Source organism: Segetibacter aerophilus (assembly GCF_007991655.1).
Taxonomy (GTDB): Bacteria; Bacteroidota; Bacteroidia; order Chitinophagales; family Chitinophagaceae; genus Segetibacter; species Segetibacter aerophilus.
The window spans coordinates 180,882-204,905 of sequence record NZ_BJYT01000001.1 but is presented as its reverse complement, the minus strand read 5'-3'; the positions used below and the strand labels follow the sequence as shown (position 1 = coordinate 204,905).

20 protein-coding genes are annotated in these 24,024 nt (G+C 40.6%); 8 read left to right on the top strand and 12 right to left on the bottom strand.

Going from position 1 to position 24,024, the window contains the following annotated elements:
* Window positions 1-6 precede the first annotated feature (6 nt).
* The gene (locus tag SAE01_RS00840; RefSeq protein WP_147201634.1) at window positions 7-522 is read left to right on the top strand and encodes a DUF4251 domain-containing protein; all 516 of its coding nucleotides are present in this window, start codon (window positions 7-9) and stop codon (window positions 520-522) included.
* Window positions 523-728: 206 nt separating this feature from the next.
* Here SAE01_RS00840 and SAE01_RS00835 read toward each other — a convergent pair whose 3' ends face one another.
* The 5 genes from SAE01_RS00835 to SAE01_RS00815 all read right to left on the bottom strand — a co-directional run bounded on the left by SAE01_RS00835 (window position 729) and on the right by SAE01_RS00815 (window position 8,051).
* Complete coding sequence (locus SAE01_RS00835) at window positions 729-3,239, bottom strand: DNA gyrase/topoisomerase IV subunit A (RefSeq protein WP_147201633.1); 2,511 nt, start codon at window positions 3,237-3,239, stop codon at window positions 729-731.
* 14 nt (window positions 3,240-3,253) lie between these two features.
* Window positions 3,254-3,640, bottom strand: a complete 387-nt coding sequence (gene gloA2, locus SAE01_RS00830; RefSeq protein ID WP_147201632.1) for an SMU1112c/YaeR family gloxylase I-like metalloprotein — start codon at window positions 3,638-3,640, stop codon at window positions 3,254-3,256.
* Window positions 3,640-4,980 carry a serine hydrolase gene (locus tag SAE01_RS00825; RefSeq protein WP_147201631.1) on the bottom strand — a complete coding sequence of 447 codons (1,341 nt, stop codon included), beginning with the start codon at window positions 4,978-4,980 and terminating at the stop codon, window positions 3,640-3,642. Before SAE01_RS00825 ends, gloA2 begins: the two co-directional genes overlap by 1 nt.
* Before the next feature lie 18 nt (window positions 4,981-4,998).
* Entirely contained in the window at window positions 4,999-5,853 is an 855-nt protein-coding gene (locus SAE01_RS00820; RefSeq protein ID WP_147201630.1) for a DUF1835 domain-containing protein, read from the bottom strand.
* A gap of 245 nt (window positions 5,854-6,098) precedes the next feature.
* Entirely contained in the window at window positions 6,099-8,051 is a 1,953-nt protein-coding gene (locus SAE01_RS00815) for a DNA topoisomerase IV subunit B (RefSeq protein ID WP_147201629.1), read from the bottom strand.
* A 472-nt stretch (window positions 8,052-8,523) separates the two neighbouring features.
* On the opposite strand from SAE01_RS00815, the gene SAE01_RS00810 reads away from it, so the two are divergent.
* The 4 genes from SAE01_RS00810 to SAE01_RS00795 all read left to right on the top strand — a co-directional run bounded on the left by SAE01_RS00810 (window position 8,524) and on the right by SAE01_RS00795 (window position 12,664).
* Window positions 8,524-9,336, top strand: a complete 813-nt coding sequence (locus SAE01_RS00810; protein ID WP_147201628.1) for a hypothetical protein — start codon at window positions 8,524-8,526, stop codon at window positions 9,334-9,336.
* A gap of 197 nt (window positions 9,337-9,533) precedes the next feature.
* Window positions 9,534-10,652, top strand: coding sequence for a WD40/YVTN/BNR-like repeat-containing protein (locus SAE01_RS00805; protein WP_147201627.1), 1,119 nt, complete (start codon window positions 9,534-9,536; stop codon window positions 10,650-10,652).
* A gap of 246 nt (window positions 10,653-10,898) precedes the next feature.
* On the top strand, window positions 10,899-12,428 hold the full coding sequence (locus SAE01_RS00800; RefSeq protein WP_147201626.1) for a serine hydrolase: 1,530 nt from the start codon (window positions 10,899-10,901) through the stop codon (window positions 12,426-12,428).
* Window positions 12,429-12,463: 35 nt separating this feature from the next.
* Window positions 12,464-12,664, top strand: coding sequence for a hypothetical protein (locus SAE01_RS00795; protein ID WP_147201625.1), 201 nt, complete (start codon window positions 12,464-12,466; stop codon window positions 12,662-12,664).
* Here SAE01_RS00795 and SAE01_RS00790 read toward each other — a convergent pair whose 3' ends face one another.
* The 4 genes from SAE01_RS00790 to SAE01_RS00775 all read right to left on the bottom strand — a co-directional run bounded on the left by SAE01_RS00790 (window position 12,665) and on the right by SAE01_RS00775 (window position 16,317).
* Window positions 12,665-13,345: a YggS family pyridoxal phosphate-dependent enzyme gene (locus tag SAE01_RS00790; RefSeq protein ID WP_147201624.1), complete on the bottom strand. Its 681-nt coding sequence runs from the start codon at window positions 13,343-13,345 to the stop codon at window positions 12,665-12,667. It abuts the gene before it with no gap.
* 113 nt (window positions 13,346-13,458) lie between these two features.
* Window positions 13,459-15,144: a tetratricopeptide repeat protein gene (locus SAE01_RS00785; protein ID WP_147201623.1), complete on the bottom strand. Its 1,686-nt coding sequence runs from the start codon at window positions 15,142-15,144 to the stop codon at window positions 13,459-13,461.
* A 38-nt stretch (window positions 15,145-15,182) separates the two neighbouring features.
* On the bottom strand, window positions 15,183-16,082 hold the full coding sequence (locus SAE01_RS00780) for a PstS family phosphate ABC transporter substrate-binding protein (RefSeq protein ID WP_170234045.1): 900 nt from the start codon (window positions 16,080-16,082) through the stop codon (window positions 15,183-15,185).
* Window position 16,083: 1 nt separating this feature from the next.
* Window positions 16,084-16,317, bottom strand: a complete 234-nt coding sequence (locus SAE01_RS00775; RefSeq protein ID WP_147201621.1) for a hypothetical protein — start codon at window positions 16,315-16,317, stop codon at window positions 16,084-16,086.
* 287 nt (window positions 16,318-16,604) lie between these two features.
* Here SAE01_RS00775 and SAE01_RS00770 point away from each other — a divergent pair, with 287 nt between their 5' ends.
* Window positions 16,605-17,063, top strand: coding sequence for a (2Fe-2S)-binding protein (locus SAE01_RS00770; RefSeq protein ID WP_147201620.1), 459 nt, complete (start codon window positions 16,605-16,607; stop codon window positions 17,061-17,063).
* Window positions 17,064-17,065: 2 nt separating this feature from the next.
* Window positions 17,066-19,279 (top strand): xanthine dehydrogenase family protein molybdopterin-binding subunit, encoded by a 2,214-nt coding sequence (locus SAE01_RS00765; RefSeq protein WP_147201619.1) that lies wholly within the window; start codon window positions 17,066-17,068, stop codon window positions 19,277-19,279.
* 152 nt (window positions 19,280-19,431) lie between these two features.
* Here the strand turns inward: SAE01_RS00765 and SAE01_RS00760 are convergent, their stop codons facing one another.
* Window positions 19,432-20,790 carry an erythromycin esterase family protein gene (locus SAE01_RS00760; protein WP_147201618.1) on the bottom strand — a complete coding sequence of 453 codons (1,359 nt, stop codon included), beginning with the start codon at window positions 20,788-20,790 and terminating at the stop codon, window positions 19,432-19,434.
* A gap of 194 nt (window positions 20,791-20,984) precedes the next feature.
* Window positions 20,985-21,269, bottom strand: a complete 285-nt coding sequence (locus SAE01_RS00755; RefSeq protein ID WP_147201617.1) for a hypothetical protein — start codon at window positions 21,267-21,269, stop codon at window positions 20,985-20,987.
* A gap of 338 nt (window positions 21,270-21,607) precedes the next feature.
* On the opposite strand from SAE01_RS00755, the gene SAE01_RS00750 reads away from it, so the two are divergent.
* A complete protein-coding gene (locus tag SAE01_RS00750) occupies window positions 21,608-22,573 on the top strand; it encodes a cytochrome c family protein (RefSeq protein WP_147201616.1) in 966 nt (321 codons plus the stop codon).
* 73 nt (window positions 22,574-22,646) lie between these two features.
* Here the strand turns inward: SAE01_RS00750 and SAE01_RS00745 are convergent, their stop codons facing one another.
* Window positions 22,647-23,882, bottom strand: coding sequence for an MFS transporter (locus SAE01_RS00745; protein ID WP_147201615.1), 1,236 nt, complete (start codon window positions 23,880-23,882; stop codon window positions 22,647-22,649).
* Window positions 23,883-24,024: the final 142 nt, after the last annotated feature.

The following is a 24,024-nucleotide window of genomic DNA, read 5'->3' as shown; positions in this document are numbered from 1 at the left end:
GTAAAAATGAAATTGAATATATCTCTCAATCGATTCTTTTTATTGTTTGCTGCTTCCCTTCTGTCGCTACAATTCGCGTTTGCGCAGGAGTCAAAAAAAGATAAAAAGGAAGAAAAAATAGCAGAAATAGAAAGCCTGGTACAATCAAAAGATTTTGTATTTATTGCTCAGAACGCCTATCCGGCAACAGGTCGTAATATAAACCTTACCACTACTTATGCCGTAAGGCTATCCAGCGATACTGTTGTTACTGACCTGCCTTATTTCGGTCGTGCTTATGTAGCTCCAATGAACCCTTCTGAAGGAGGCATTCACTTTACTTCGACTAAATTTTCTTATATCACTAAGGAAAGAAAGAAAGGTGGATGGGACATTACTATACTGCCAAATGACACAAAAGATGTAAGGCAAATGTTTTTAACCGTATCACAGGACGGCTATGCTACTCTGCAGGTTTTAAGTAATAACAGGCAGAATATTAGTTTTAACGGGTATATAACTTCTAAAAGCAAGTCAAGATAGTTCGACACAATTCGACACAATTAGTGCTTGCTTTTGAAGTCCCAGTTGGCCAGCTTTAATTCTTTATCGTTCTTTTCTTGCGACGCTCCGTTCTGGCGGTAAAGTTGCAATCGACTTTCTTAGCGCCACTCGCTGAATACAGATAATAAAGTCAAAACGGAGCGTCGCAACTAAAGACGCATTTAGTAACAACTGCTTGCTACAATTTAAAATAACTTAGTCTGCACATCACCTTCCTCGGCTTTGGTTTCCCATTCCATTTCTACATCTTTTGAATAGTTGACCAGCTTATTGCCAATAGCTTTCCAACCCATTATTTCAACGAAACCTGCAATCTGTATTTTTTGAGTTGATGCCTGCGCACCAATACGGTTGTGCAGCAACAATACAGGCTCTTCATCGGAGGTCACAGCTTCAAGCCGGTTTCCTTTACCTTCTTTTATAAATAAGAATTTTGTTTTAATCGAAGTGGTTTCGATCTTAAACCTTTTAATGTTATACTGCCCTTTTTCTGAATCAAGATAAACGGCAGTTATTGCCTTTTCAGGCTTGAATTTTTCAATCAGTAAAATCTTCTCCGGTTCAAATCTTTGGGTAAGCTCAGTATCAGTGATCTCATAATTACCATCGTCATAGATTACCAAGAGCTTTTCCTCCTCAAACGTTCCCAGGTACTCACCTTTTTCTTCGTTATTCAGTCGACCAAACTTACTATCAAACCACAGCTTTCTTCCCGTTAAAGTGCTTCTGCCTGCCTCCTTAAACCTAACTGTTTTAATGGGATGTTTGGTAACCTGGTTGCCCATGCTGCCGCGACCTTTAATATCAAGCTCCTCAAAATAAAAATCAAACTCTTTCTTCTTGGCCGCACTGTTTGGACTTAGTATGATTTTGACTACTTCAGCTTCGCCATTGTGGTTAGCGGAAAAATAATGAACCCTGCTTTTTTCGGAGCCTTTTGTAAGGTCATATTCTTTATCGCGGGTTATACCGGTGACATTAAAACGCTTGGCAAAACTTACCCCACTTGCACCATCTACATAAATAACGTTGTACGTAGTACGTTCGTCGTTCTTTTGAAATACAGCTGCATGAATAATGTCTTTACCAATAAAAACTTTGTCTGAAACCCTTACCACTTTCATCTTGCCAGCCTTAGTAAAAACAATGATGTCGTCTAATTCGCTACACTCTGCTATCAGCTCATCTTTTTTTAGACCGAGGCCAACGAATCCTTCCGCCCTGTTCATGTAAACTTTCGTGTTGGCTATGGCCACAGACCTTGCAGTAATTACATCGAACTGCCTGATCTCCGTTTTTCTTTCACGGCCTTTTCCGTATTTCTTCAATAAACCTTCATAGTACGCCACCGCATAATCGGTAAGATGCTCGAGGTTATATTGCACCTGGTCGATCTCGCCCTCGATACCTTTTATCTGTGCGTTCAACTCATCTATGTCTAACCGGTAGATGCGCCGCACAGGTTTTTCTGTAAGCTTCAGTACATCTTCCCTTGTAACACTTCTTCGCAGTTTTATTGCATACGGAACAAAAGCTTTTTCAATAGCTGCTAACACCTTCTCCCATGTTTCATGTTTCTTTTCCAGTTCCTTATAAATCTTCTCTTCGAAGAAGATTTTTTCGAGAGAAGTATAATGCCATTTCTCCTGCAACTCTCCAAGCTTTATCTGAAGCTCTTTTTGAAGCAGAGTCTTTGTATTGTCGGCTGATATTTTCAGTAGGTCCTGTACCGTTAGAAAGTGCGGCTTCTGATCAACTATTACACAGGCATTAGGCGAAATACTTACTTCACAATCTGTAAAAGCATACAAGGCATCAATGGTGATATCAGGTGAAATACCAGCAGCGAGGTCAATAATAATTTCAACTGCAGCGGCAGTAGCGTCGGTTACCTTTCTAATCTTAATCTTGCCGGCATCATTCGCTTTTACAATGCTGTCACATAAGGTAGAAACGGTCACACCATAGGGCACGTCGTGAATGACGAGTGTCTTTTTATCCAACTCATCAATCTTGGCCCTGACCCTTACTTTTCCTCCCCGCTTACCTTCGTTGTAATTGGAGACATCTATCATTCCTCCGGTTTGAAAGTCAGGATAGATCGTAAAAGTTTTACCGCGCAGATATTTTATAGACGCCTCAATCAGCTCACAGAAATTATGAGGTAGAATTTTCGTAGAAAGTCCGACAGCAATACCATCTGCTCCCTGTGCAAGCAGCATCGGGAATTTCATTGGCAACGTTACCGGCTCATTCTTTCTTCCGTCGTAGCTAAGTTGCCATTCAGTCGTTTTGTTATTGAACGCAACATCTAAAGCAAACTTGCTGAGTCTTGCTTCTATGTATCTCGGTGCAGCGGCAGCATCGCCCGTTCTTACATCCCCCCAATTACCCTGGGTTTCGATCAGCAACTCTTTCTGGCCCATGTTCACCAGAGCATCCCCAATGGAAGCATCACCGTGCGGATGGTACTGCATGCTCTGCCCGATGATGTTGGCTACTTTGTTAAAGCGGCCGTCATCCATCTCCTTCATTGCATGAAGAATACGGCGTTGCACTGGCTTAAACCCGTCTTCGATAGCCGGCACAGCTCTCTCAAGAATCACATAAGATGCATAGTCGAGGAACCAGTTTTTATACTGCCCGGTTACGCCACTTTCATTGTTAGTTAGTTCGTTTGCTGTTTCTGTCGTCATTTATATTTCTCATGTTAACCTTCGTACAATTCCAACGGCTGGCCATTGGGATCGTAAAAAAAAGTAAATTTTTTATTCGTGATCTCATCTATTCTAACATCTTGCACTTGTACATTATTGCTCCGTAAAAAGACAATCCATTCTGCTACATCATTTACCGCAAAAGCCAGGTGTCTCAATCCCTTTGATTCCGGAAAGCTGTTTCTTTCTTTATAGTCGGGGAATGAAAACAGCTCTATGCAATATTTTCCCTCAATGGCTAAATCTAGTTTGTAACTGTCGCGCTCCTTACGGTACGTTTCATTCAAAATACTGAAACCAAGAATGTCAGTGTAAAACTTTTTGCTTTCCTCGTAGCGGTCTGTCAAAATAGCGATATGATGAATGCCCTTAATCTGCATTACTTAATTTTTTTCCCCGGAATGTTTGCTCCGCTCTGATGCAGTATCAAACTTTCAACCTCTCCTTTTCCATTTCTAACAAATTCAATTTTTGCTTCTACTACCTTATAAAAAAATATATTTTCTGATTCGGCAAATAAATCGAATTGAGGTTGCCCGGTTGCCTGCGCTTTCAGTCCGCCACCTACCTGGACAACAGTAATTTTAAAAGTTGACGCTAATTCATATTCTCCCACATATTTGTTCAAAGTAGCAGTGTCTACTTTCCCTTCTTTTTGTTCCTCTGCCAGCTTATAGGGTTGGTTATATAGTACGGCTAAAAGGTCACGCTCGACAACAGATAGTTGGTAGGGCTTGTTAGAAAGCAGTACCACACTTACTTTATCTTCAGGCACGTAAGCAAGATCAGAAACAAAACCATGAATACCACCACCATGGCTAATTAGTCTTTTGCCAAAAACACTGTCAATACCAAAGCCGTAACCATACTTCTGTTTATACGGTGTGTAAGCTTTCTCTAAATTTTTTTTTTGAATTATTTTGCCCGAGTTTAAGGCCGTGTTCCAATTATACAGGTCGTGAACAGTTGAATAAATAGCGCCAGCCGAAAAAGCAACAGTCGAATCTACAATCGGCGCAGGAGTTTTTGCGTCCTTAGTCAACGCCATATAACCAACAGATTTGACAGGTGAAGCAAGATGCGTGAAATCGAAACCAGAATGAGTCATACCAGCAGGTTCAAACAAATATTTCCTGGCAACACGTTCATATGGTTGGCCGGTTACTTTCTCTATTAGATAACCAAGAATGAGGTAACCGGAATTGCTATAATTATAATTTGACCCAGGTTCAAAGTTGAGCGGTTTGTCTTTAATCATACCCCAGAAAGAAGTTTGGCTTAAAGGTTCTGTCACGTGATTTTGCATGAAATCAGCATTCTGAGTATAATTGTAAATACCCGAGACATGGTTCAATAAATTCTCAATAGTTATCTTTTTTGCATACTGGTATTCAGGGAAGTATTTGCTCAGTGTGTCTTTTAAAGAGAGTTTTCCTTCGGAAGCAAGACGTAGAATAATGCTGGATGTGAACTGCTTCGTAACCGAACCGATCTGAAAAACAGAATTTGCGTCATGGATGGTACCCGCGTCGGCATTTCTAAAACCGTATCCTTTTTCGAGTAAAATATCTCCGCCTTTCGCTACCAGCACCGACCCATTAAAGCCAGCATATTTTGTGAGAGCCTGCATATAAGCATCCAACTTCTCTTGAACCGATTGTGCAAAAGCCTGGTTGAAAAAGAAAACCGTAACGATAACAATTAAGCTGGCCCTTTTCATAATTTGGGTATATAACGTTTATAATATTTCTGCCTCTTTTGCTTCTATGAGCTGCGTAGCTTCTGCACCTGCTAACCGGACTTCAAACTCTTTCATGTTTTGCATGTTCCCCTGCATCTCAACTTTTCCATCTGCAATAAATTGCTTCAATCTCCACAAGAGGTAAGCATCACCGGTGGTATTTTTCACTTTGCTGTAATACTGTTGAAAAAGCTTTAAACCCTTTGTCCACTCTTTTGGAATGAAATTCAAAAACTCGCTATCGTAGTAGTCATATTCTTTTTGAACAAGCTTCTTTCCTCCTTCTAACAAGCGGACGCCTTTATTTTCGCGGGCCAATTTCATCCATTCATCCGGATCAATTTCAAACTCACTTAAAGTAATTGGCCTTGCAAGCTTTTTCGCTTTTACAAACTCTTTTGGTTGAATTTGAAACAAACTTGTTGGATAAAAAATGTTTCCCTTTTCGTTGATAAAAGGAAGATTATTGAGATACAGAATAAAAATTCTACCCTGGAAATCTTTCAACTGACTCATCAACCAATAATAACCTGACACATCGTGCTTGTTCTGCGCCGCCCAAATCCAAACAACTTCCTCTGGATTTTCTGCCAGTTTAATTTTTAGTTCTGCAACCTCTTTTTCATCGTCTAGATGACCGTCATCTGCAATTCCAGTATAGTGTCCGTCTTTCAAAATTTCTCTCCACCAGTTACGGCGATCTTCAGCACCTTCTTTACTAAAACTATTTGTAATAGGCCCGACTGCATAGTCATCTTGTATCGATACAATTTCACCCTGCAATGCAGAGTCTAATTCAAAGCTCTTTCTTAATGCTTCGATATTGGCTTCTTCAAAAACAACGTGTATCATACCAGAAACTATGGTGTTTTTTAAATCTTTATTAATAATTGTTCAAAGCTTTGCCAAGCTTTTGTCCATGACTTTCAGCACTAGAAGTGTGTAACGCAATTAAAGCAAGATAGCAGTATAAAAGCTGGCTTCATAATCAGCAATGGCATGAAAAACTGAGGTTCTTTCAAAAGGCAATCTTAACACGGCCCAATCAAAAGTTATGAATATTAAAACGACTACTAAAAGCTTAAAGGTCCTGCTTATCAAGCAGCCACTTCTTCAGAAATATGTTCTGCTACAGCTTCGACTTTTGCCTCTTCAATATCATGCTCTACATCTTCTGTAAGGTCTAATTCAATCTTAAGATTGTCAATGATAAATTCCTGACGCTGCATCGTGTTCTTGCCCATATAATATTCGAGCAATTGTTGAATATGTGTTTCCGGCAACAACATTACCGGCTGCAGTTTTATATCGTCTCCAATAAACCGGGCAAACTCTTCAGGGCTTATTTCACCCAACCCTTTAAATCTTGTAATCTCAGGCTTCTCTCCTAATTTTTTAATGGCTTCCTGTTTCTCAGTTTCGTTGTAGCAGTAGATCGTTTGCTTCTTATTTCGCACTCTAAAGAGTGGCGTTTCTAGAATATGCAGATGTCCATTCTTAACAAGATCAGGAAAGAACTGTAAAAAGAATGTAAGCATCAGCAGGCGAATGTGCATTCCATCAACGTCGGCATCGGTAGCTAGTACAATGTTATTGTACCGCAATCCTTCAAGCCCGTCCTCTATGTTTAGAGCGTGTTGCAGCAAGTTGAATTCTTCGTTCTCATATACCACCTTCTTTGTAAGTCCATAGCAATTCAAAGGCTTTCCACGCAAGCTAAAAACAGCCTGTGTATCTACTCTCCTGCTTTTTGTAATTGAGCCACTTGCGCTGTCTCCTTCGGTAATGAAAACGGTGGTTTGATTTCGCTTCTCTATAATCTCCTCCTTATTTCTTCCTTCAGCTTCGTCGTTGTAATGAAACTTGCAATCACGCAACTTTTTGTTGTGCAGGTTTGCTTTCTTAGCCCTCTCGTTGGCCAGCTTTTTTATCCCTGCCAGTTCTTTTCGTTCCCGCTCGCTTTGCTCTATACGCTTCCTTAATGCATCAGCAGTTTGAGGGTTTTTATGCAGGTAATTGTCCAGCTCTTTATTAAGAAAATCAACCATAAAATTCCGCATGGTCGGACCACCATCATAGACAGTTAATGAACCCAACTTAGTCTTGGTCTGGCTCTCAAAAACAGGTTCCTGCACACGAATGGAAATGGCGGCGCAAATGCTTCCCCGTATATCTGCTGCTTCGTAGTCTTTCTTGTAAAAGTCACGCACAACTTTTACAAATGCCTCTCTAAATGCTTGCTGATGAGTTCCTCCCTGGGTCGTGTATTGCCCGTTCACAAAAGAGTACAAGTCTTCACCGTAATCATTGTTATGGGTTATTGCGATCTCAACATCCTCGCCTTTTAAGTGCATTATCGGGTAACGAATTTCATCCGCATTCGTGCGTCGTTGCAACAAATCGAGCAAACCATTTTTACTTACATATTTTTTGCCGTTATAGTTAATTACAAGTCCTGCGTTCAGGTAGCAATAGTTCCACAATTGGTTTTCGATATAATCATTGATGAAATGATAATTCTTGAAAATGGTCTCGTCCGGAGTAAACGTCACTAAGGTTCCATTTGGCTCTGTGGTGTCTTTTTCCTTCGACTCTTTTAGCAAAACACCGTTTTGAAACTCGGCCGTTTTCTGCCGGCCGTCACGAAAAGCTGTTACTTTAAAATATGTGCTTAATGCGTTTACCGCCTTCGTACCGACCCCGTTTAAGCCTACACTTTTCTGAAACGCTTTACTATCATATTTAGCCCCCGTATTTATTTTACTCACTACATCTACCACTTTACCCAAGGGAATTCCACGACCGAAGTCTCTTACGGTTACTGATTTTTCAGCAATTGTTAGCTCCACGTTTTTTCCGTAGCCCATTGTGTGCTCATCGATGCAATTATCTATCACCTCCTTTATCATTACATAAATGCCATCATCGGGACTGCTGCCGTCGCCTAATTTACCAATGTACATTCCAGGCCGCAAACGGATGTGCTCGCGCCAATCAAGGCTACGTATACTGTCTTCGTTATAATCCCCTTGTTGTATTTTCTCTGCCATTTCTTGTTTACGTCGTTGTTATTAATTGCTCAATACTATCAAAAGCATAAACTGTTTTTCGTGACCAACTTTCCAACTCCTATCAACACTCGTTGTGTCACTCACTTGTACTTTTACTTTTTAATCATCAAGGCGTGTGTCCTTCAAATTACTGCTGTTACTTCCCATCAAAATCAGCCATCTTCCCATTATTTCTGAAAGGACTAACACGCAAATATAATTTGTAACGGAGCCTATAAAATTTTTGTTTTTTAACAATTGGCAGTTTTTTGTGCAAAAAATTTATAGGAGGCGCGGTAACAGATAAATTTTTCACGGCTCCTGTTTTGTTTGCGTAGCCCCTTTAAATATTTACTTATCAGCCACAATTTTAAGTTTAAAATTTATCGACGAAATATTGTAAATATTCAGATATTTACCACGAGGACTAGCTTTCAATCTAACCTTACCAACCTAAACCCAGCTGAAGATTATGAAGACGAATATTACATTCGATTACCCTGTCTTTAAATCTCACGTCTTATCTCTTATTCCTCCTCAACCGATACAATACGCCGTTTCTATAGAGCAACAGCAAAAAGAAATTGCTTCTTTAAAAGAAACTATTGGCAGCCGTCGCTTCTTTTTTATTACAAATCTTGAACACTACGAAATAGAACAGCCGTACGGGATTGAAAGATGGTTGGGCTATAGTGAAAGAGATTTTTCAATGAAAAAGTATCTTGACATTATTCATCCTGGCAGGCGAAAGGCTGTTCAAATGATTGCTTTGCATTTGTACAATACGCTCTGCATTGGCAAGTACGCGCTCAACTTTATGGTGCAGAGATATAGCAGCCTTATAGCTTTGAAGCATTATAAGGGACATTATGTGTTAGCCAATAAAATTTCTTCCGTTTTTCAATACGACATTAATAACAGGCTTACTGCTTGCCTGCATGAGTTCACCATTATTAGCGACGAATATAATGGCGAACCTCTTGGTCCCAAGTTTTTCACAGCAACCGGGGAGACTGATGAGAGAGGTGGAGAAATCTTGCAGAGAGCTGTTGAACATTTTCTAAAACTAAAAGTATTCTCCCCTAAGGAAATGCAGGTAGCAAGAAAAATTGCATACGAACCAGGCATCAAGCAAAAGCAATTGGCAGACTTACTAGATATACCAATAGACGATCTTCACCAGTACTACAGCCGTTTTCTCAAAAAGGCGAGAGACTTCTTTCACCATGACTTTGACAACACAGTTGACGCAGCGCTTTATTTAAAAAAAGAAGGATTATTGTAAAATATTTTATCGTTGTCACCCAAGGGTGACAACTTCTTCTTTCTATATCACGGAATTTCATCCACTCTGCAGCTAATGCAACTTTGATCGAACACACGATTTTATTTTAATACGCTATTAAACTTTGGGGGGTATTTTTTGAGGCTCGTCAGTAAAATGACGGCCTCTTTTTATTTTACACCTTTTAAACGGAATGAATGTTTTTAGGGTACAAAGAACGTTTACTAAAACCTGCATCAACTAATTTTACTCAAATTGCTTTTATGAGGATGTCCATTATTCTTTTCTTTTTTTTCGCCTTTTTTAGTTCTACCATAATTGCTCAAAAAAGTGTGGGAGTACAGGTACTAACGACAGGAACAAACACAAGTTTACGCGGCATGAGCATACCTTCTGACCAAGTAATTTGGGTTAGTGGCAGCAATGGCACAATTGGCAGATCTGTAGATGCAGGCGCTACATGGAAGTGGATGGTAGTACCGGGCTTTGAGAAAAAGGATTTTAGAGATATCGACGCTTTTGACAGTAGTACTGCCATTGCAATGGCGGTTGATAATCCTGCCTATATAGTAAAAACAATTGATGGTGGATTGACGTGGAAAAAGGTGTTTGAACGTGCAATGGAGGGAATGTTTCTCGACCCAATGGATTTTAAAAATGAAAAGGAAGGCATCTGTATAGGCGACCCTTTAAATCTTGGAGGTGTCAATCGAAGACTGTTTTATATCATAAGAACTTTTGACGGCGGCGAAACATGGAAGGAAGCACCTATGTACCAGATGCCTCCGGCACAAACGGGCGAAGCAATTTTTTCTGCAAGTGGTACAAACATTTCCTTTTTAGACAACCCTGATTTTGAGTTTGCCTTTGTTACAGGTGGAACAGTTTCAAATTTGTATATGATAGGGCGGCCGGGTAAAAAAAGTAAGGTTGTTGCCACGCCGCTGCTGCAGGGAAAGGAAACTGCAGGCACGTTTTCAATGGCTACAGATAAACAAAAAACGATCTACTGTATTGGTGGAGATTATAAGGTACCCAAGGATTATTTCGACAACTATTTCTACACTACTGACGCAGGCAACAAATGGGGATCCCCTTCCGTCGGGCCACCCTTAGGGTATAGGAGTTGCGTTCGGATTATAAAAGATAAAACGCTTGTTGCGTGCGGTCCCACCGGAGTAGATTATGCCGAGAACGGTCAGAAAGAGTGGAAAAAAGCCAGCTTGGAAAGTTTTAATGTTTGTATGGTAAGCAAAGGAAAACAAGTATTTCTTGCAGGCGAGAAAGGAAAGATTGGAAAAATAGTTTACCAATAGTTTTTGTAGTAAAACGGTTTGGTCTGGTGAAGGAATAATACAACGATTTGAATCATTGGTTCAATGTAAACTTCTGTTTAAGCTTGTAAAGCGCTGGGCGATTAATAGCTGAGTAAACAAGAAGTGTACAAGAGTGCGACGCAACAGGAGCAGACAGCTTTTGTACTGCTCACTACATAACTTTCAACATTCCTCTTAAAAATTTTCGAACGGGTTTTATGTATTTTCGGGCCTTAACTTAGCCTGATGCAAAAATATTTTATCGTTACTTGTTTGTGGTTGTTTTGTATAGGTACCCTTAATGCTCAAAAACGTACTCCTTCTTTTGTTTCAGATAGCCTGGACTCTTATATCAACCAGGGGCTAAAGGATTGGAACATTCCGGGGCTTTCTATTGCAATAGTGAAAGATGGCAAGACTGTAGTGATGAAAGGATTTGGCGTGCGTGATATAGAGACGAAAGAGCCAGTTGACGAAAACACGCTTTTTATGATTGCGAGCAACAGCAAATTGTTTACCGGCACCGCCCTCTCCCAGTTGGAATACAATAAAAAGATTTCGATAGATGACAAAGTAAGTAAGTACATAAAGGGTTACTCTTTGTACGACAAAAACACAACAGATTTAGTTACTATCCGCGACCTTCTTAGTCATCGACTGGGCACGAAAACTTTCCAAGGAGATTTTGTTTTTTGGAATAGTAATCTTGGAAGACAGCAAATCATAAATAAGATGAAGCTGCTGCAACCTACCGGTATTTTTAGACAGAGTTATGGCTATTGCAACAGTTGTTTTGTTACGGCAGGGGAGGTCATTCCGGTAGTTACCGGAAAGCCTTGGGAGGTCTATATTTATGACAGTCTAATTGTGCCGCTAGGCATGACGAACACACATACACTTGGCAACGGAATTGGTCAGCGTGCCAATGCATCGAAACCATATACTACCAGCTTCACGGGAAAGCTGACTCTATTACCGTACGACAACGTCGATAACCTCGGGCCTGCCGGAAGTATTGTAAGTAACGTGAAAGATTTAAGCCACTGGCTTCTTATGCAATTAGACAGTGGGAGGTACGAAGGAAAAAGAGTTTTGCAATGGCCCGTTGTGAGAAGGACGCGGGAGATAAACACCATAACAAGGAGTCTGCCTTCAGCTGTTTATCCTATCCATTTCCAGGGCTATGGTTTGGGTGTTTTTATGGCTGATTATAATGGTAAGCAAATTTATTTTCATACAGGCGGGGCTGATGGTTTTGTTACGAACACTTGTTTTGTACCTGAAGAAAATTTAGGCATTACCATTCTTACAAACAACGACAACCAGAACTTTTTCGAAGCATTGAGGTACCAGATTCTTGATGCTTACCTGGGAGTAAAATATATAAACAGAAGTAAAGCATTATTAAACGGTTTTACAGAAGAACTGGACGATGCAGTAAAAACTACAAATGCTTTGAAGGCCAGAGTACAGGGGAAAAAGCCGCCACTTGATCTGACTGCTTATGTAGGAACGTATGAAAACGAGCTATACGGACCCGTGACAATAGAAACAGACACACAGGGAAAGGGACTATCAATAGATTTTAAAGGTCACACCAATTTAAAAGCAACGCTAGATTATATGGACAAGGATGAATTCTTATTGACATATAACAACCTAGGTTTTGGCCTTTTTGGGGTTAAATTTAAAACTGTCAATAAAAAGGTTGTTTCCATAGAACTACGGGTAAATGAATTTATTGATTACGATGCTTACAACTTTACTAAAAAGTAGTTATTGTATTAAATTTACTTCTATAAACAACCGCTATGAAACCGATTCTTACTGCCGCTTTTATCTTATGCATGACTGCTGTTTTCTCCCAGACAGTTGCTCCTCAGCAGCCGGTGGAGGAGCAATACCAAACTAATTACTGGGCGTGGATCATAGGAGTTTTGCTGGCAATAGGTGCAGGAGTAGTCTTGTACATGCTTATTAAGAAAGACCCTAAAAGAGATGCGGTCAGATAGCTATTTGGCAGGGCGTGCACCAAAAAGTAAACTTCCGATTCTTACCATATTGCTGCCTTCCTGTATTGCCAGTTCATAGTCTCCGCTCATACCCATTGAGAGAATTGAAAAGTTGCAGTTCGGTGCGGACTTTGTCTGATGCTTGTTGAATAATGATTGCAAATACCTCATTTCCTTCTTTACCTTTTCTGTGTCGTCGCTAAAGCTTGCCATACCCATTAGCCCATCTATAAAAACATTAGCCAGTTTGGTTGGAGTGGTGTGTAAGGCAGACATAACTTCTGTAAGTTCAACTTCATCTAGACCAAACTTTGTTTCTTCCTGTGCAATGTGCACTTGCAATAAGCAATGAATCTGTTTGTCTAATTTCTTCGCCTGTTTATTAATCTCATTAAGAAGCTTCAAACTATCAACGCCTTGGATCAGATGAACAAACGGCGCAATGTATTTGACTTTATTACTTTGCAAATGACCAATGAAATGCCAACGAATATCGGCCGGTAATAAAGGCTGCTTTTCAACTAGTTCCTGCACGTAGTTTTCACCAAATTCCCTTTGGCCAAGATCATACAACTTTCCTATATCAGCGACGGATTGAATTTTACTAACGGCAACGAGAGCCACGTTTTTAAGAGCAAGCTCTGATATTATTTCCTTGTACTTTGTTTCGTTTACCGGCATCGGTTCGTCTGATTTAAAATTTTAATCTAAGAATTGCAAAGCTATGGGAGCGGCCAATAAAAAGAAAAGCTCCCTTTTTTAAAGGGAGCTTTTCTTTTTATTAAACTATCTGGTTACGCTCGTTTCTTTACCGGCGTAGTCGATTTCTTCGGAGTGGCAGCGGGTTGTTTTTGAGGTCCGGCCATCGCTTTTTTGATCTGTGCTACAGTAGCTGTTGCATATTGGTTTGTTGGGTCCACAGCTAAAATACCTTCTAAATCCTTTAAAGCTGCAGGGTAATCTTTCTGGACGTTTGCATGCACATACACTAAGTATCCATAGTTGGAAATGATAGTGTTCTTGTACTTTTCTTTATCTGTCTTTTCCATGTACTGGATATACTGCATCACTGCAGGAACAGCACTACCTTTCGTAGTATCTACGTCTGCTGCAATTGCTGCTTTTGCACGACCAGAATAACCTTGAGGTTGATCAGGGAATTTCTGGATATACATGGCTCCAAAACTATCAGCTGCGGCATAATTACCTGCTCTCAATGCAGCGTCAGACATAAAATATAAATCTCTTGCACTTAAATCAGGTTTAGCTACAGCAAGTCTACGATACCAATTTAATTGCTCTGCATAGTTACCTGATTTACCCAGTGACTCAGCGATAGTATTGATGTAAGCAACCCTGTTAGCAGGAACCGTGTCAGCATTCATAGCTTTCTCTAAATATTGAGTTGCTGCTGCTGATTGGTCAGGAAATTTCAACAAAAGTTTTCCAGCAAATTCATAGATAGCTGGCTTTACTTTATCAGCTGGCACTGTGCTTAAATATGACTCAATATTTTGTCTTGCCTGTAAACTGTCTCCCAATCTTTCATAGTCATAGGCATAGATAACTTTTAGGCCAGGATAATTTTTACAACCACCATTTTCCATAGCTTTCGCCTTATCCAAAGACTCCTGGTATTTACCAGCGCGGAAAAGGTAATCAGCATAGGCTGCGTCGGTGCTACAATCTTTATCAGAGTTAGCAATGTACTTCTCCAAATACTCTTTTGCTTTGTTTACATCGCGGTTTGCATAGTAGTCGTACAGCTCAAGATAAACAGGCGCAAAACTTGGATCGGCAGTTGCTGCAGTGTTATAGTAATCAAGGAATTTTTCACTATTTCCCTGACTCTGGAAGATTTTACCTAACCTATAACTTGCTCTTGCATTTTTTGGATCTACTCTCAAAGCGTTACCAAAAGCTTCGTAAGCGTTACCACCCTGATCAGGACCAAGTTTTAAATAACTAATACCAAGATTGGTATAGATGTCAGCATTGTTTGGATCTAACGCTGCAGCTCTTTTAAGTACGTCAATACCAAAAGCCGGGTCTCCGACATTAGCAGGACCGTCAGCTTCTGCACGACCAATTGCATTTAAAATATTTGGATTTTCTTTTTTCTTATTGATGCTTGCAGTAATAGCCGCATCAAACCTTTGACGTGCAGCATCTTTCTTTCCTTCGAGGAGTTCTACGTGTCCCATTCCAACCCATATCAATGGATCATTTACTCCGCTGTTAAGCGCATTTTGATACACTTGTCTTGCACCTCCGATACTATCCATGTTCAGATATGTCTGCCCAAGCCAATAAATTGCATCTGCATTTTTAGGATTTGCAGCTATCAGTTTGTCAAGAGTTTGCCTGGCTGAAGTTGTTCGTCCATAGTATAAACTCTTTCTTGCTTCATCAACAGTTTGTGCAAGTAATAATTTACCCGATAACAAAACTGCTAATAACAAGGTCGTAAGTTTCTTCATGTTTCTTTGTTTTTTGTGTTGTTTGTTATTTACTTCTTTTAAATTATTCTTCTCCTTCCAAAGTTCATCTTAGTAGGCACCAGTAAAGCTCTTCTAAAGATTAATTGCCCCCGTTCTGTACTTAGGAATTCGACAAATCTGGAACCAAGACCGGCATAGTTTTCTTTGAGCACATAATACAATCCCCGTACCAAAGGATATTGGTTAAATGTTATAGTTTGCTGTGATGGCCGGGCAAAAGTACCCTCCTCACAGTTCTTACACTCTATCAAAGCCATCTTTAATTTACCTATTGCATCTTCCTGCTGTTTACTCTGTGGATTAGTGATCCAGCTTATACCCACGAAACCAATAGCAGATGGCGTAGATGAAATGTAATTAATTAAATCCTCGCTATTTTTTGCGCCCGTAATATTTTTTCCAAAGGCAGCCCCGGCTAGAAGAGAGTCCTTTAAATATCGTACCGTACTGGTTGCAGTATTGCCGTCTATTGCAACTTGTAATTTACCATTGCCTTTACCTGCTAATAATTGCTTTAGTTCGTTCACTGTAAAAGAACTGTCCGGGTTTTCGGAGTTTACAATAACAGTGACCGCATCTTTCGCCAACTGCCCAAACTCTGGTTTAAAACCAACTTTCCCATCAAAAAACTTCGTCTCTTCCCGGTTCAACTCTCTTGAAATAATAACAATCTTAGTGCTGTCCTTTTCTAAATCTCTAAGACATTCTGCCTCAGGTTTATATTCAGCTACTACTTTAGTATCAGGGTAGGCAGATTTAAAAACTTTTAACTCTTCTTCAATAATAGGTTGAAAACTTTCATCAACGCTTATGTATAGAGTATTGCTGGTTTTGTTTTGTTGCGGCTTATTGTTTTCAGACTGATTATTGCACGCTGCAAGCAATAAAATCACCAGTAAAAATTTCCATTGCTTCATATTAATAATAGTCTTTCTTAAAACCGCGATAAATTCTCCAACCACCATAGAGTGCGCAAATTCCTCCAAACATGTATCTGAAGGTGATATCAAAGTTATCCATTTCAAATCCAAACTTTTCTGCAAAGAATAAAAAGGCAGCAGCCGCAAGATATAGAATGCCCATTGTGTAATCAAGCACCGATCGCATCACTGAGTAGCTTTTAACTCTTTTCTCTCTTAAATCGTTTTCCATGACTGCTTTTTTAAATGCACGCAATATTAATAATTTTACTGTAGACTCTATTTGCAACGTGAAAGACATTTAAGGCTTCGTAATTGTATGTCTACTTTAGTTTATAACGGAACAAAATTTTAACCAAAAAAAGAAATTGCGTTGCTAAATATTAAATGAATAGATGCCATTTAATTATAAATCCATAATTGCAGCATGAAAAGTATTAGCTGTCCCCAAACATTTTTGTTGTTTCAACTAAATCCTATTTTCACTACTTTTATATATAATTCATAATTAATAAAGTCATGGCCATATTTAAGTTGAATATTAACGGGACAGAGCACCAGGTCGATGTTGCAGAAGATACTCCTTTGTTGTGGGTATTAAGAGACCACCTGGGATTAGTTGGAACCAAATACGGTTGCGGAATTGCTCAATGTGGCGCCTGTACCGTACATTTTAATGGCGTAGCTACCAGGTCGTGTGTACTACCTATATCGTCGATAGGTTCGTCGAAGGTTGTTACTATTGAAGGACTGTCTCCTTCAGGAGAACACCCTCTGCAATTGGCCTGGAACGAAGTGGATGTTCCTCAGTGTGGATATTGCCAGGCAGGTCAGATTATGACTGCCGCAGCACTCCTGAAACAAAAGCCTCATCCGACTACGGAAGAAATAGAAGGAACGATGCATGGCAATATTTGCCGTTGTGGTGCATACCATCGCATTCGGGAAGCAGTTAAATTAGCAAGTACAAAAATTTAATTATGTCAACTATAAATAAAAATAGTCGTAGAGAATTTCTAAAACTAACCGGACTGACAGGCGGTGGCTTAATGCTTGGATTTAGCTGGTTTAGTGCGCAAGCTGAGACTCCGGTGGTTGTGAACGAAGCAGGGATAGCCGCAGGAAATGTAGGTTTCAATAGTTACCTGTCAATTGCGACTGACGGTACTATCACGATTTTTTCGCCTAATCCTGAATTAGGGCAAAACATCATGACCTCCTTTCCAATGATTGTGGCTGAAGAGTTGGAAGCAGACTGGACAAAAGTGAAAGTACTGCAAGCCCCGTTAGACACTAAAAGCTTTGATCGGCAGGTTACAGGAGGAAGTGGCGCTGTGCCGCATTCCTGGAAATTACTTAGAAACGCCGGGGCCACAGCAAAGAATATGCTGATGCACGCAGCGGCTGCAAGGTGGAGTGTTCCTGTGGAAGAATGTACTGCACTGAACGGATTTGTAGTTCATTCTAAAACGGGGAACAAACTAGGATATGGAGAACTTGCAGAGGATGCTTCAAAGCTACCTGTTCCCAAAGACGTTAAATTAAAAGACAGGAAAGACTTCAAGCTGATAGGCAAAGAAGTAAAGAACGTTGCCAATAAAGATATTGTTACAGGCAAAGGATTGTTTGGGCTGGATTTTCATCGCGAAGGAATGTTGTATGCAATGCTTCAACGACCGCCGGCTTTTGGAACCAAAATTAAATCGGTAGACGATGCAGTAGCTAAGGCTATGCCCGGAATAGTTAACGTAGTAACATTTAAGAACAACGTGGCAGTCGTCGGCAAATCCACGTGGGAAGTAATGAAAGCGAGGAAATTGGTGAAGATAGAATATGAGAAAGATGGCAACATTGAAAGTACAGCGGATCACGATAAATTATTCAAGTCTTTATTAGACACAGGCACGGTAACAGTACGTCGAAAAGACGGGGACGTTGATGCGGCCTTTAAAAACGCGGCAAAAATTATAAAGAGCGAATATCAATGTCCGTTCTTATCACACAGCCCAATGGAGCCTATGAACTTCTTTGCAGACGTTCGTGCTGATGGAGTTGAGTTGGTAGGTCCTACACAAACACCGGGTGCTGCCCGCCAGGCTACATCGAAATTATTGGGAATACCGGAAGATAAAATTACTTTAAACATTACCCGGCTCGGTGGAGGTTTCGGAAGAAGGTTGAAAACTGATTATGCTACCGAGGCTGCTGAATTATCAAGCCTGATAAAAGCCCCTGTAAAAGTAATCTGGACCCGCGAGGATGATATGACTGGTGGTAGCTATCGCCCTGCTGTTCGTTATCGTTTCGAAGCGGCGTTAGATGCGTCAGGAAATCTTGTTGGTTATAAGCTAAGAGGTGTAGGTATCAATTCCGGCAATCCTACAAGAGAAGATAACTTTCCTTCAGGTGCTGTTGACAATTTATTAATCGATAATGTTGAACACGTTTCGCCAATTACTACAGGTGCATGGCGTGCACCAATTACCAACTTTCTGGCTTTCGCAGAACAAGCGTTCTTTGACGAAGTTGCACATGCAGCGGGGAAAGATCCAATTCAATTTAGACTTGACCTTTTACAAAAAGCAAAGGAAAAACCAGTTGGCGCTGTAAAATATGATATCGACAGGATGATGGGTGTTACAAAGCTGGTTGCGGAGAAAGCCGGATGGGGAACAAAAAAAGGCGCATCACAAGGATTTAGCGTTTATTTTTCACATCGTTCCTACGTAGCCCAAATTGGCGAAGTAGTGATGAAGGCAGGAAAACCCGTTGTTAAAAAAATATATGCTGCTGCGGACTGTGGCGAGGTTGTAAATCTAAGTGGAGCGCGTCAACAAGTAATGGGAGGCATCGTAGATGGAATGGGGCACGCTATGTTCAGCAAGCTTTCTTTTAAAGACGGAGCTGCAGTTCAAAAGAATTTCGATACTTATCGGTTAATCCGGATGAAAGAAATTCCTGAAGTTGAAGTGCATTTTGTTAACAACGGAATAGAGCCTACGGGCTTAGGTGAACCCGCACTTCCTCCAACAGGTGGAGCAATAGCAAATGCTATTTTTGCCGCCACAGGAAAGAGGGTAAAAAACCAACCGTTTATGGAAGAAGACGTGTTCAAAAATCCGACTGTAACTCCTAACATAAAGACTAATACAAAACTTCCTAAGAGCAGTTTTCAAAAAACAAAAAAAGCTTAGGGAATCGTTTAAAGCTTATTAAGAACAAAGGCTTTCACATAGAAAAACCGGGACAATTTTTTGTCGCCGGTTTTTTTATTAGCTGGTCTTTCACGTTTCACTCAAATCCAGTTTCTTATTTTTTTAATGACGACGAAATGCACTTAAAAAGGTTAAAAGCCTGAAGGATAAGTATCAGGCGGTTCGTTTTGTTGCTGAATGGGTATGGGGTGCAGCGCAGAAGTTTGATCTATGAAAACAAAGGCATCATATCGTTTCGGAATAATGGAGGGCACATAATTACCCTGTTCGTTATTAGGATTATACACCACTCCTATCGCTCTATGACCGATTGAGTTTTGCAATGACCCATTACTTCTTAATTCGCTTGATAAAAGAATTTTATTTGCGGGACTGATACTGTGTAAATAACCTTCCCAACTTCCCGCAGGTGCAGCGGGAACAGGCATAATTTGGATCGGACCGCCCCATGTATTTGATGCTATCACCGATCCCTGGTATGATCCAAAACCCACCGCAAAAACATTTTGCTCACCAAACTGCTCCCTTACCAGTTGACCCACATTCACTGTTCCCTGGCTGGCCATGTCCGTATAACGGGCATCACCCACATGCGTATTGTGCTCCCAAACAATCAGCTTCGAATCCGGTCCCATAAACTCCAGCAATCGGCTAATTGTTTGCGCCATATGCTTGTCTCTTATATTCCACGATTCCTCGTAACTGGTCACCGATGTTCTATAATACTGTTCACCATTCTTCACCACTAAAGCATTTTGCTGCATTACAAACTGTGGTTCAGTGGTAGCAGTTGCATTACCTGTCTTGGCAAGAATTAAGTTCCAAAGGTTGGTAGCTTGTGAGCGGCAATTAGCAGACGCGTTTGCCACCGCGTAACCGTACTGCTGGGCATCAGCGCTAAAAGGAGAGAAACATTGTTGTACCTGTTGCGATGCACCAGCAATGTCCGCATCTAATGGTTGCAGATAGGGTGCTAACTCCTGCGATGACTCCCATATGCAGTAAACGTCGAGGCCATAGAACCCCACTTTTTCGGTCGCGGGCTTTGCCTGGTTAAATCCATTCATCCATGTTATTAGCGAGGCAACTTCATAATTCCCCCACATCCACGTCGGCCATCTATTGTATTGCTTCAAGACGTTGACTGCTGCCAGGCTATCCTTCGATGGCCCTTTAATAAAATTATTGACTCTGTAAGAGTCGGCCCACTCCCCTTCTACCCCAATTGCATCAAATCCTTTCTCCTGCATTAGTCTCTTTGAAAGAGCCGCCCGCCAGTTATAAAACTCTGCTGTGCCATGAGACGCTTCTCCCAGAAGAACAATACGTGCATTGCCGATCTGTTGCAACAGCACATCCAAATCTTGCGAACTATTAAGCGGATGGGTGGCTACGTCGCCACCAGGCGCCGAACTCTTATCTTTTCTACATCCAAAGGCTAATATGGAGGCAAATAGTATCGCCCACACTCTTACTGCTACATGTTTCATTACCACTAATTTTTTAAAGTAAAATATTTCTTAATATGAACGCAAATAAGACACCACTTATCTATAAAAAAGAAGTTGGGGTTGTAGAGCTTGTTGTTTTAATATTTTTAGAAAAGAGTTGAAAAAAATCAACAATAAGAGGGCAAAAAAAATGCAGCCGAAAGGGCTGCATTGAATTGGTCTGGTAGAAAAAGTTATTCTACAATTACTTGCTTACTACCAACTCTTGAAACAGTAATTTTCCGTTTAGCATTAGGGAATGCAGATGAAGCCTGCTTCATTTGCTTTTTCAAAATTTCATTCTCCTTTTTTAGAGACTGCATATCTTTCTCCAACCTATTTAGGCGGGCCTCAGAAGAAGCAATGTTAGTTGAAACCGGCGTACTGTCGGCAACGGTTTGAACGTTTTCAGAAGCATTTTGAGCATTTGTGACATGGCTATACACTACCAACATTCCAAGTATAAATAACTTTCTCATGGTCATGATTTTTTGCTGATTTCTAGAATTAAATGCCTCCACAAATATATACATAGGATGCGAAGGTTAGGTATGATCGCTCACTGAAAAACCTGTTAAAAACAATGTCTTTCACTGGTTACGCAAACATTTTTTATAGCAGTTTTTTGGTGCCAGCTCTTTATCATTCTCAAGCATAGTTGCGTCGCACTACGTTCATCTGTTTTGCTACTATTGAGCTTTTTTCAACTGTTATTTTAAATTCCATATATGACTATTAGCAAATGATAACAAAAAGCCTCCCCTACCGTTTCTGCTGTATTTTATTATATTAGAGAAACCTAAACCAAAACTGATTTATGAAAAAAGGTCTCAAAGTAGTTCTGCTAGTCATTGGCGGACTAATCGTTTTAGTTGCATTAGCTGCGGCTGTAGTATCGTTCAGGGGAATACCAAAGTACGAGGCTAAAAAAGTCGACGTTAAAATTGAGTATACACAGGCACGCATCGACAACGGGGCAAAACTCGCCTCTATGCTTTGTCGCAGTTGTCATTATAATGAGCAAACGCATCGCTTTACCGGTAGAGAACTAACTGAAGTAACTCAATTCGGAAAAATCTATTCTAAAAATATCACGAGTCATGCTGATGCCGGTATTGGAAAATGGACCGATGGGGAACTCGTTGCTTTCTTAAGAACCGGCACTAAACCCAACGGTCAGTATGTGCCACCTTACATGCCCAAACTCGTTCATATATCAGACGAAGACATGAGTTCTATTATTGCATTTCTTCGAAGCGACAATGAGTGGGTTAAAGCGGAGCCAACTAAACAACCGGAATGTGATCCTTCCTTTCTTACAAAATTTCTAACCAACATTGGCGCATTTAAACCATTTGATTATCCTGAAAAACCAATTCCTCAACCAGATACTACCAACCCTGTTAAGCACGGAGAGTATATAGCCCTTTATCAGCTTGAATGTTATGCATGTCATTCAAAAGACTTTGCGAAAAATGATTATCTCGTCCCATCAAAATCCGAAGGGTTCTTTGGTGGTGGAAATAAGATGTTTGATATGGAGGGCAAGCCAATTTCAACCCTGAATATTACAATGGATAAACGCACCGGCATTGGTAATTGGACCGAAGAAGAATTTGTAAAGGCAATCAAGTTCGGCCAGCTTCCAGCTAATCAGCCCGGTTTACGGTACCCCATGATACCGTATAGCAATCTTACTGATAAAGAAGCCCGAGCTATTTATGCCTATATAAAAACAGTCCCTGTGATCGAGAATGCTGTCGAACGAAAGGGTGCAGAGTAAAACACTTACGCAAAAAAAGACCTTGACTTATCCTCAAGGTCTTTTTATTTAAAATCTAAAAAAGGTTCTTTTTTTATCTTTTCCTTCCTCCTATATCCGGCAGCAAACCGGTAAGCAAACCAATCAATGGTAAAAAGGCACAGACCCTAAAAACGTTTTGAATACTCGTATGATCTGCAAGCATCCCTAACAAGGCAGATCCCAATCCACCCATTCCAAAAGCAAATCCAAAAAACAAACCGGCAACCGTTCCTACTTTGCCCGGTATTAATTCCTGTGCATAAACCAAAATGGCTGAAAAAGCCGAGGCAAGAATAAACCCGATAAAAACGGTTAACACACAAGTCCAAAACAGCGAAACGTATGGAAGCAACAGGGTAAAAGGAGCAGCACCAAGTATAGAAAACCAGATGATATACTTACGGCCAAACCTGTCTCCAAGCGGCCCTCCCAACAAAGTGCCTGCGGCAACAGAAAATAGAAATACGAACAGGTACACCTGTGAATTTTGAACTGATACGTGAAACTTATCTATCAAGTAGAAGGTGTAATAACTTGAGATGCAGGCCAGGTAAAAATATTTTGAAAAGATCAGTACCAGTAAAATGATAACCGCACCCGTTACTCTTCCTTTTGACAACACAGGACCGGCTTTGGCGCTAGCACCGGGCTTCCCTTTTATACGATGCATATTTCCGCTATACCATTTACCTACGCCAACCAGCAAAGTGATGGCAAGTAATGCCAGCAGGCAAAACCATAAAATAGACGTTTGTCCGTAAGGAATAATGATAGCTGCCGCCAACAACGGACCTAAAGCGCTGCCGGCATTCCCTCCTACCTGGAAGATCGACTGCGCAAGCCCTCTTCTGCCGCCACTTGCCATATAAGCAACCTTGCTCGCTTCGGGGTGGAAAACAGAAGAGCCGAGACCTATGAGAGCGACAGAAACGAGTAGAATTTGGTAACTATGGTTGATGGCTAAAACGATCAGGCCGGTCATCGTAAGCGACATACCAACTGCTAATGAAAAGGGCTGCGGCTTTTTGTCTGTATAAAATCCCACAACCGGTTGTAACAGCGATGCAGCCAGTTGAAACGTAAGTGTTATTAAACCAACTTGCGAGAAACTTAAAGCGTAAGTATCCTTCACCATTGGATAGATGGAAGGAATCAAGGATTGTAAAGTATCGTTCAGCAGATGCGAAAGACTAATGGTTAAAAGTATAGGGAACACTGTTTTCTCTGCCATTTCTTTTGATACTCCAATCGTTTCGGCTGTAACAGCGCTCTGAGATTCCTTTATCATGCCGGCAAAGTTATAAAGAACAAAAGAATTGGTTTCGAAAACGGAAGAGTGGGTATTTGCTTAAATTAAAAATCTATGGCGAAAATATAAGAACATTGTATTTTGAACGCGGTCCGTTACAAATTCTTATGGCACATCTAAT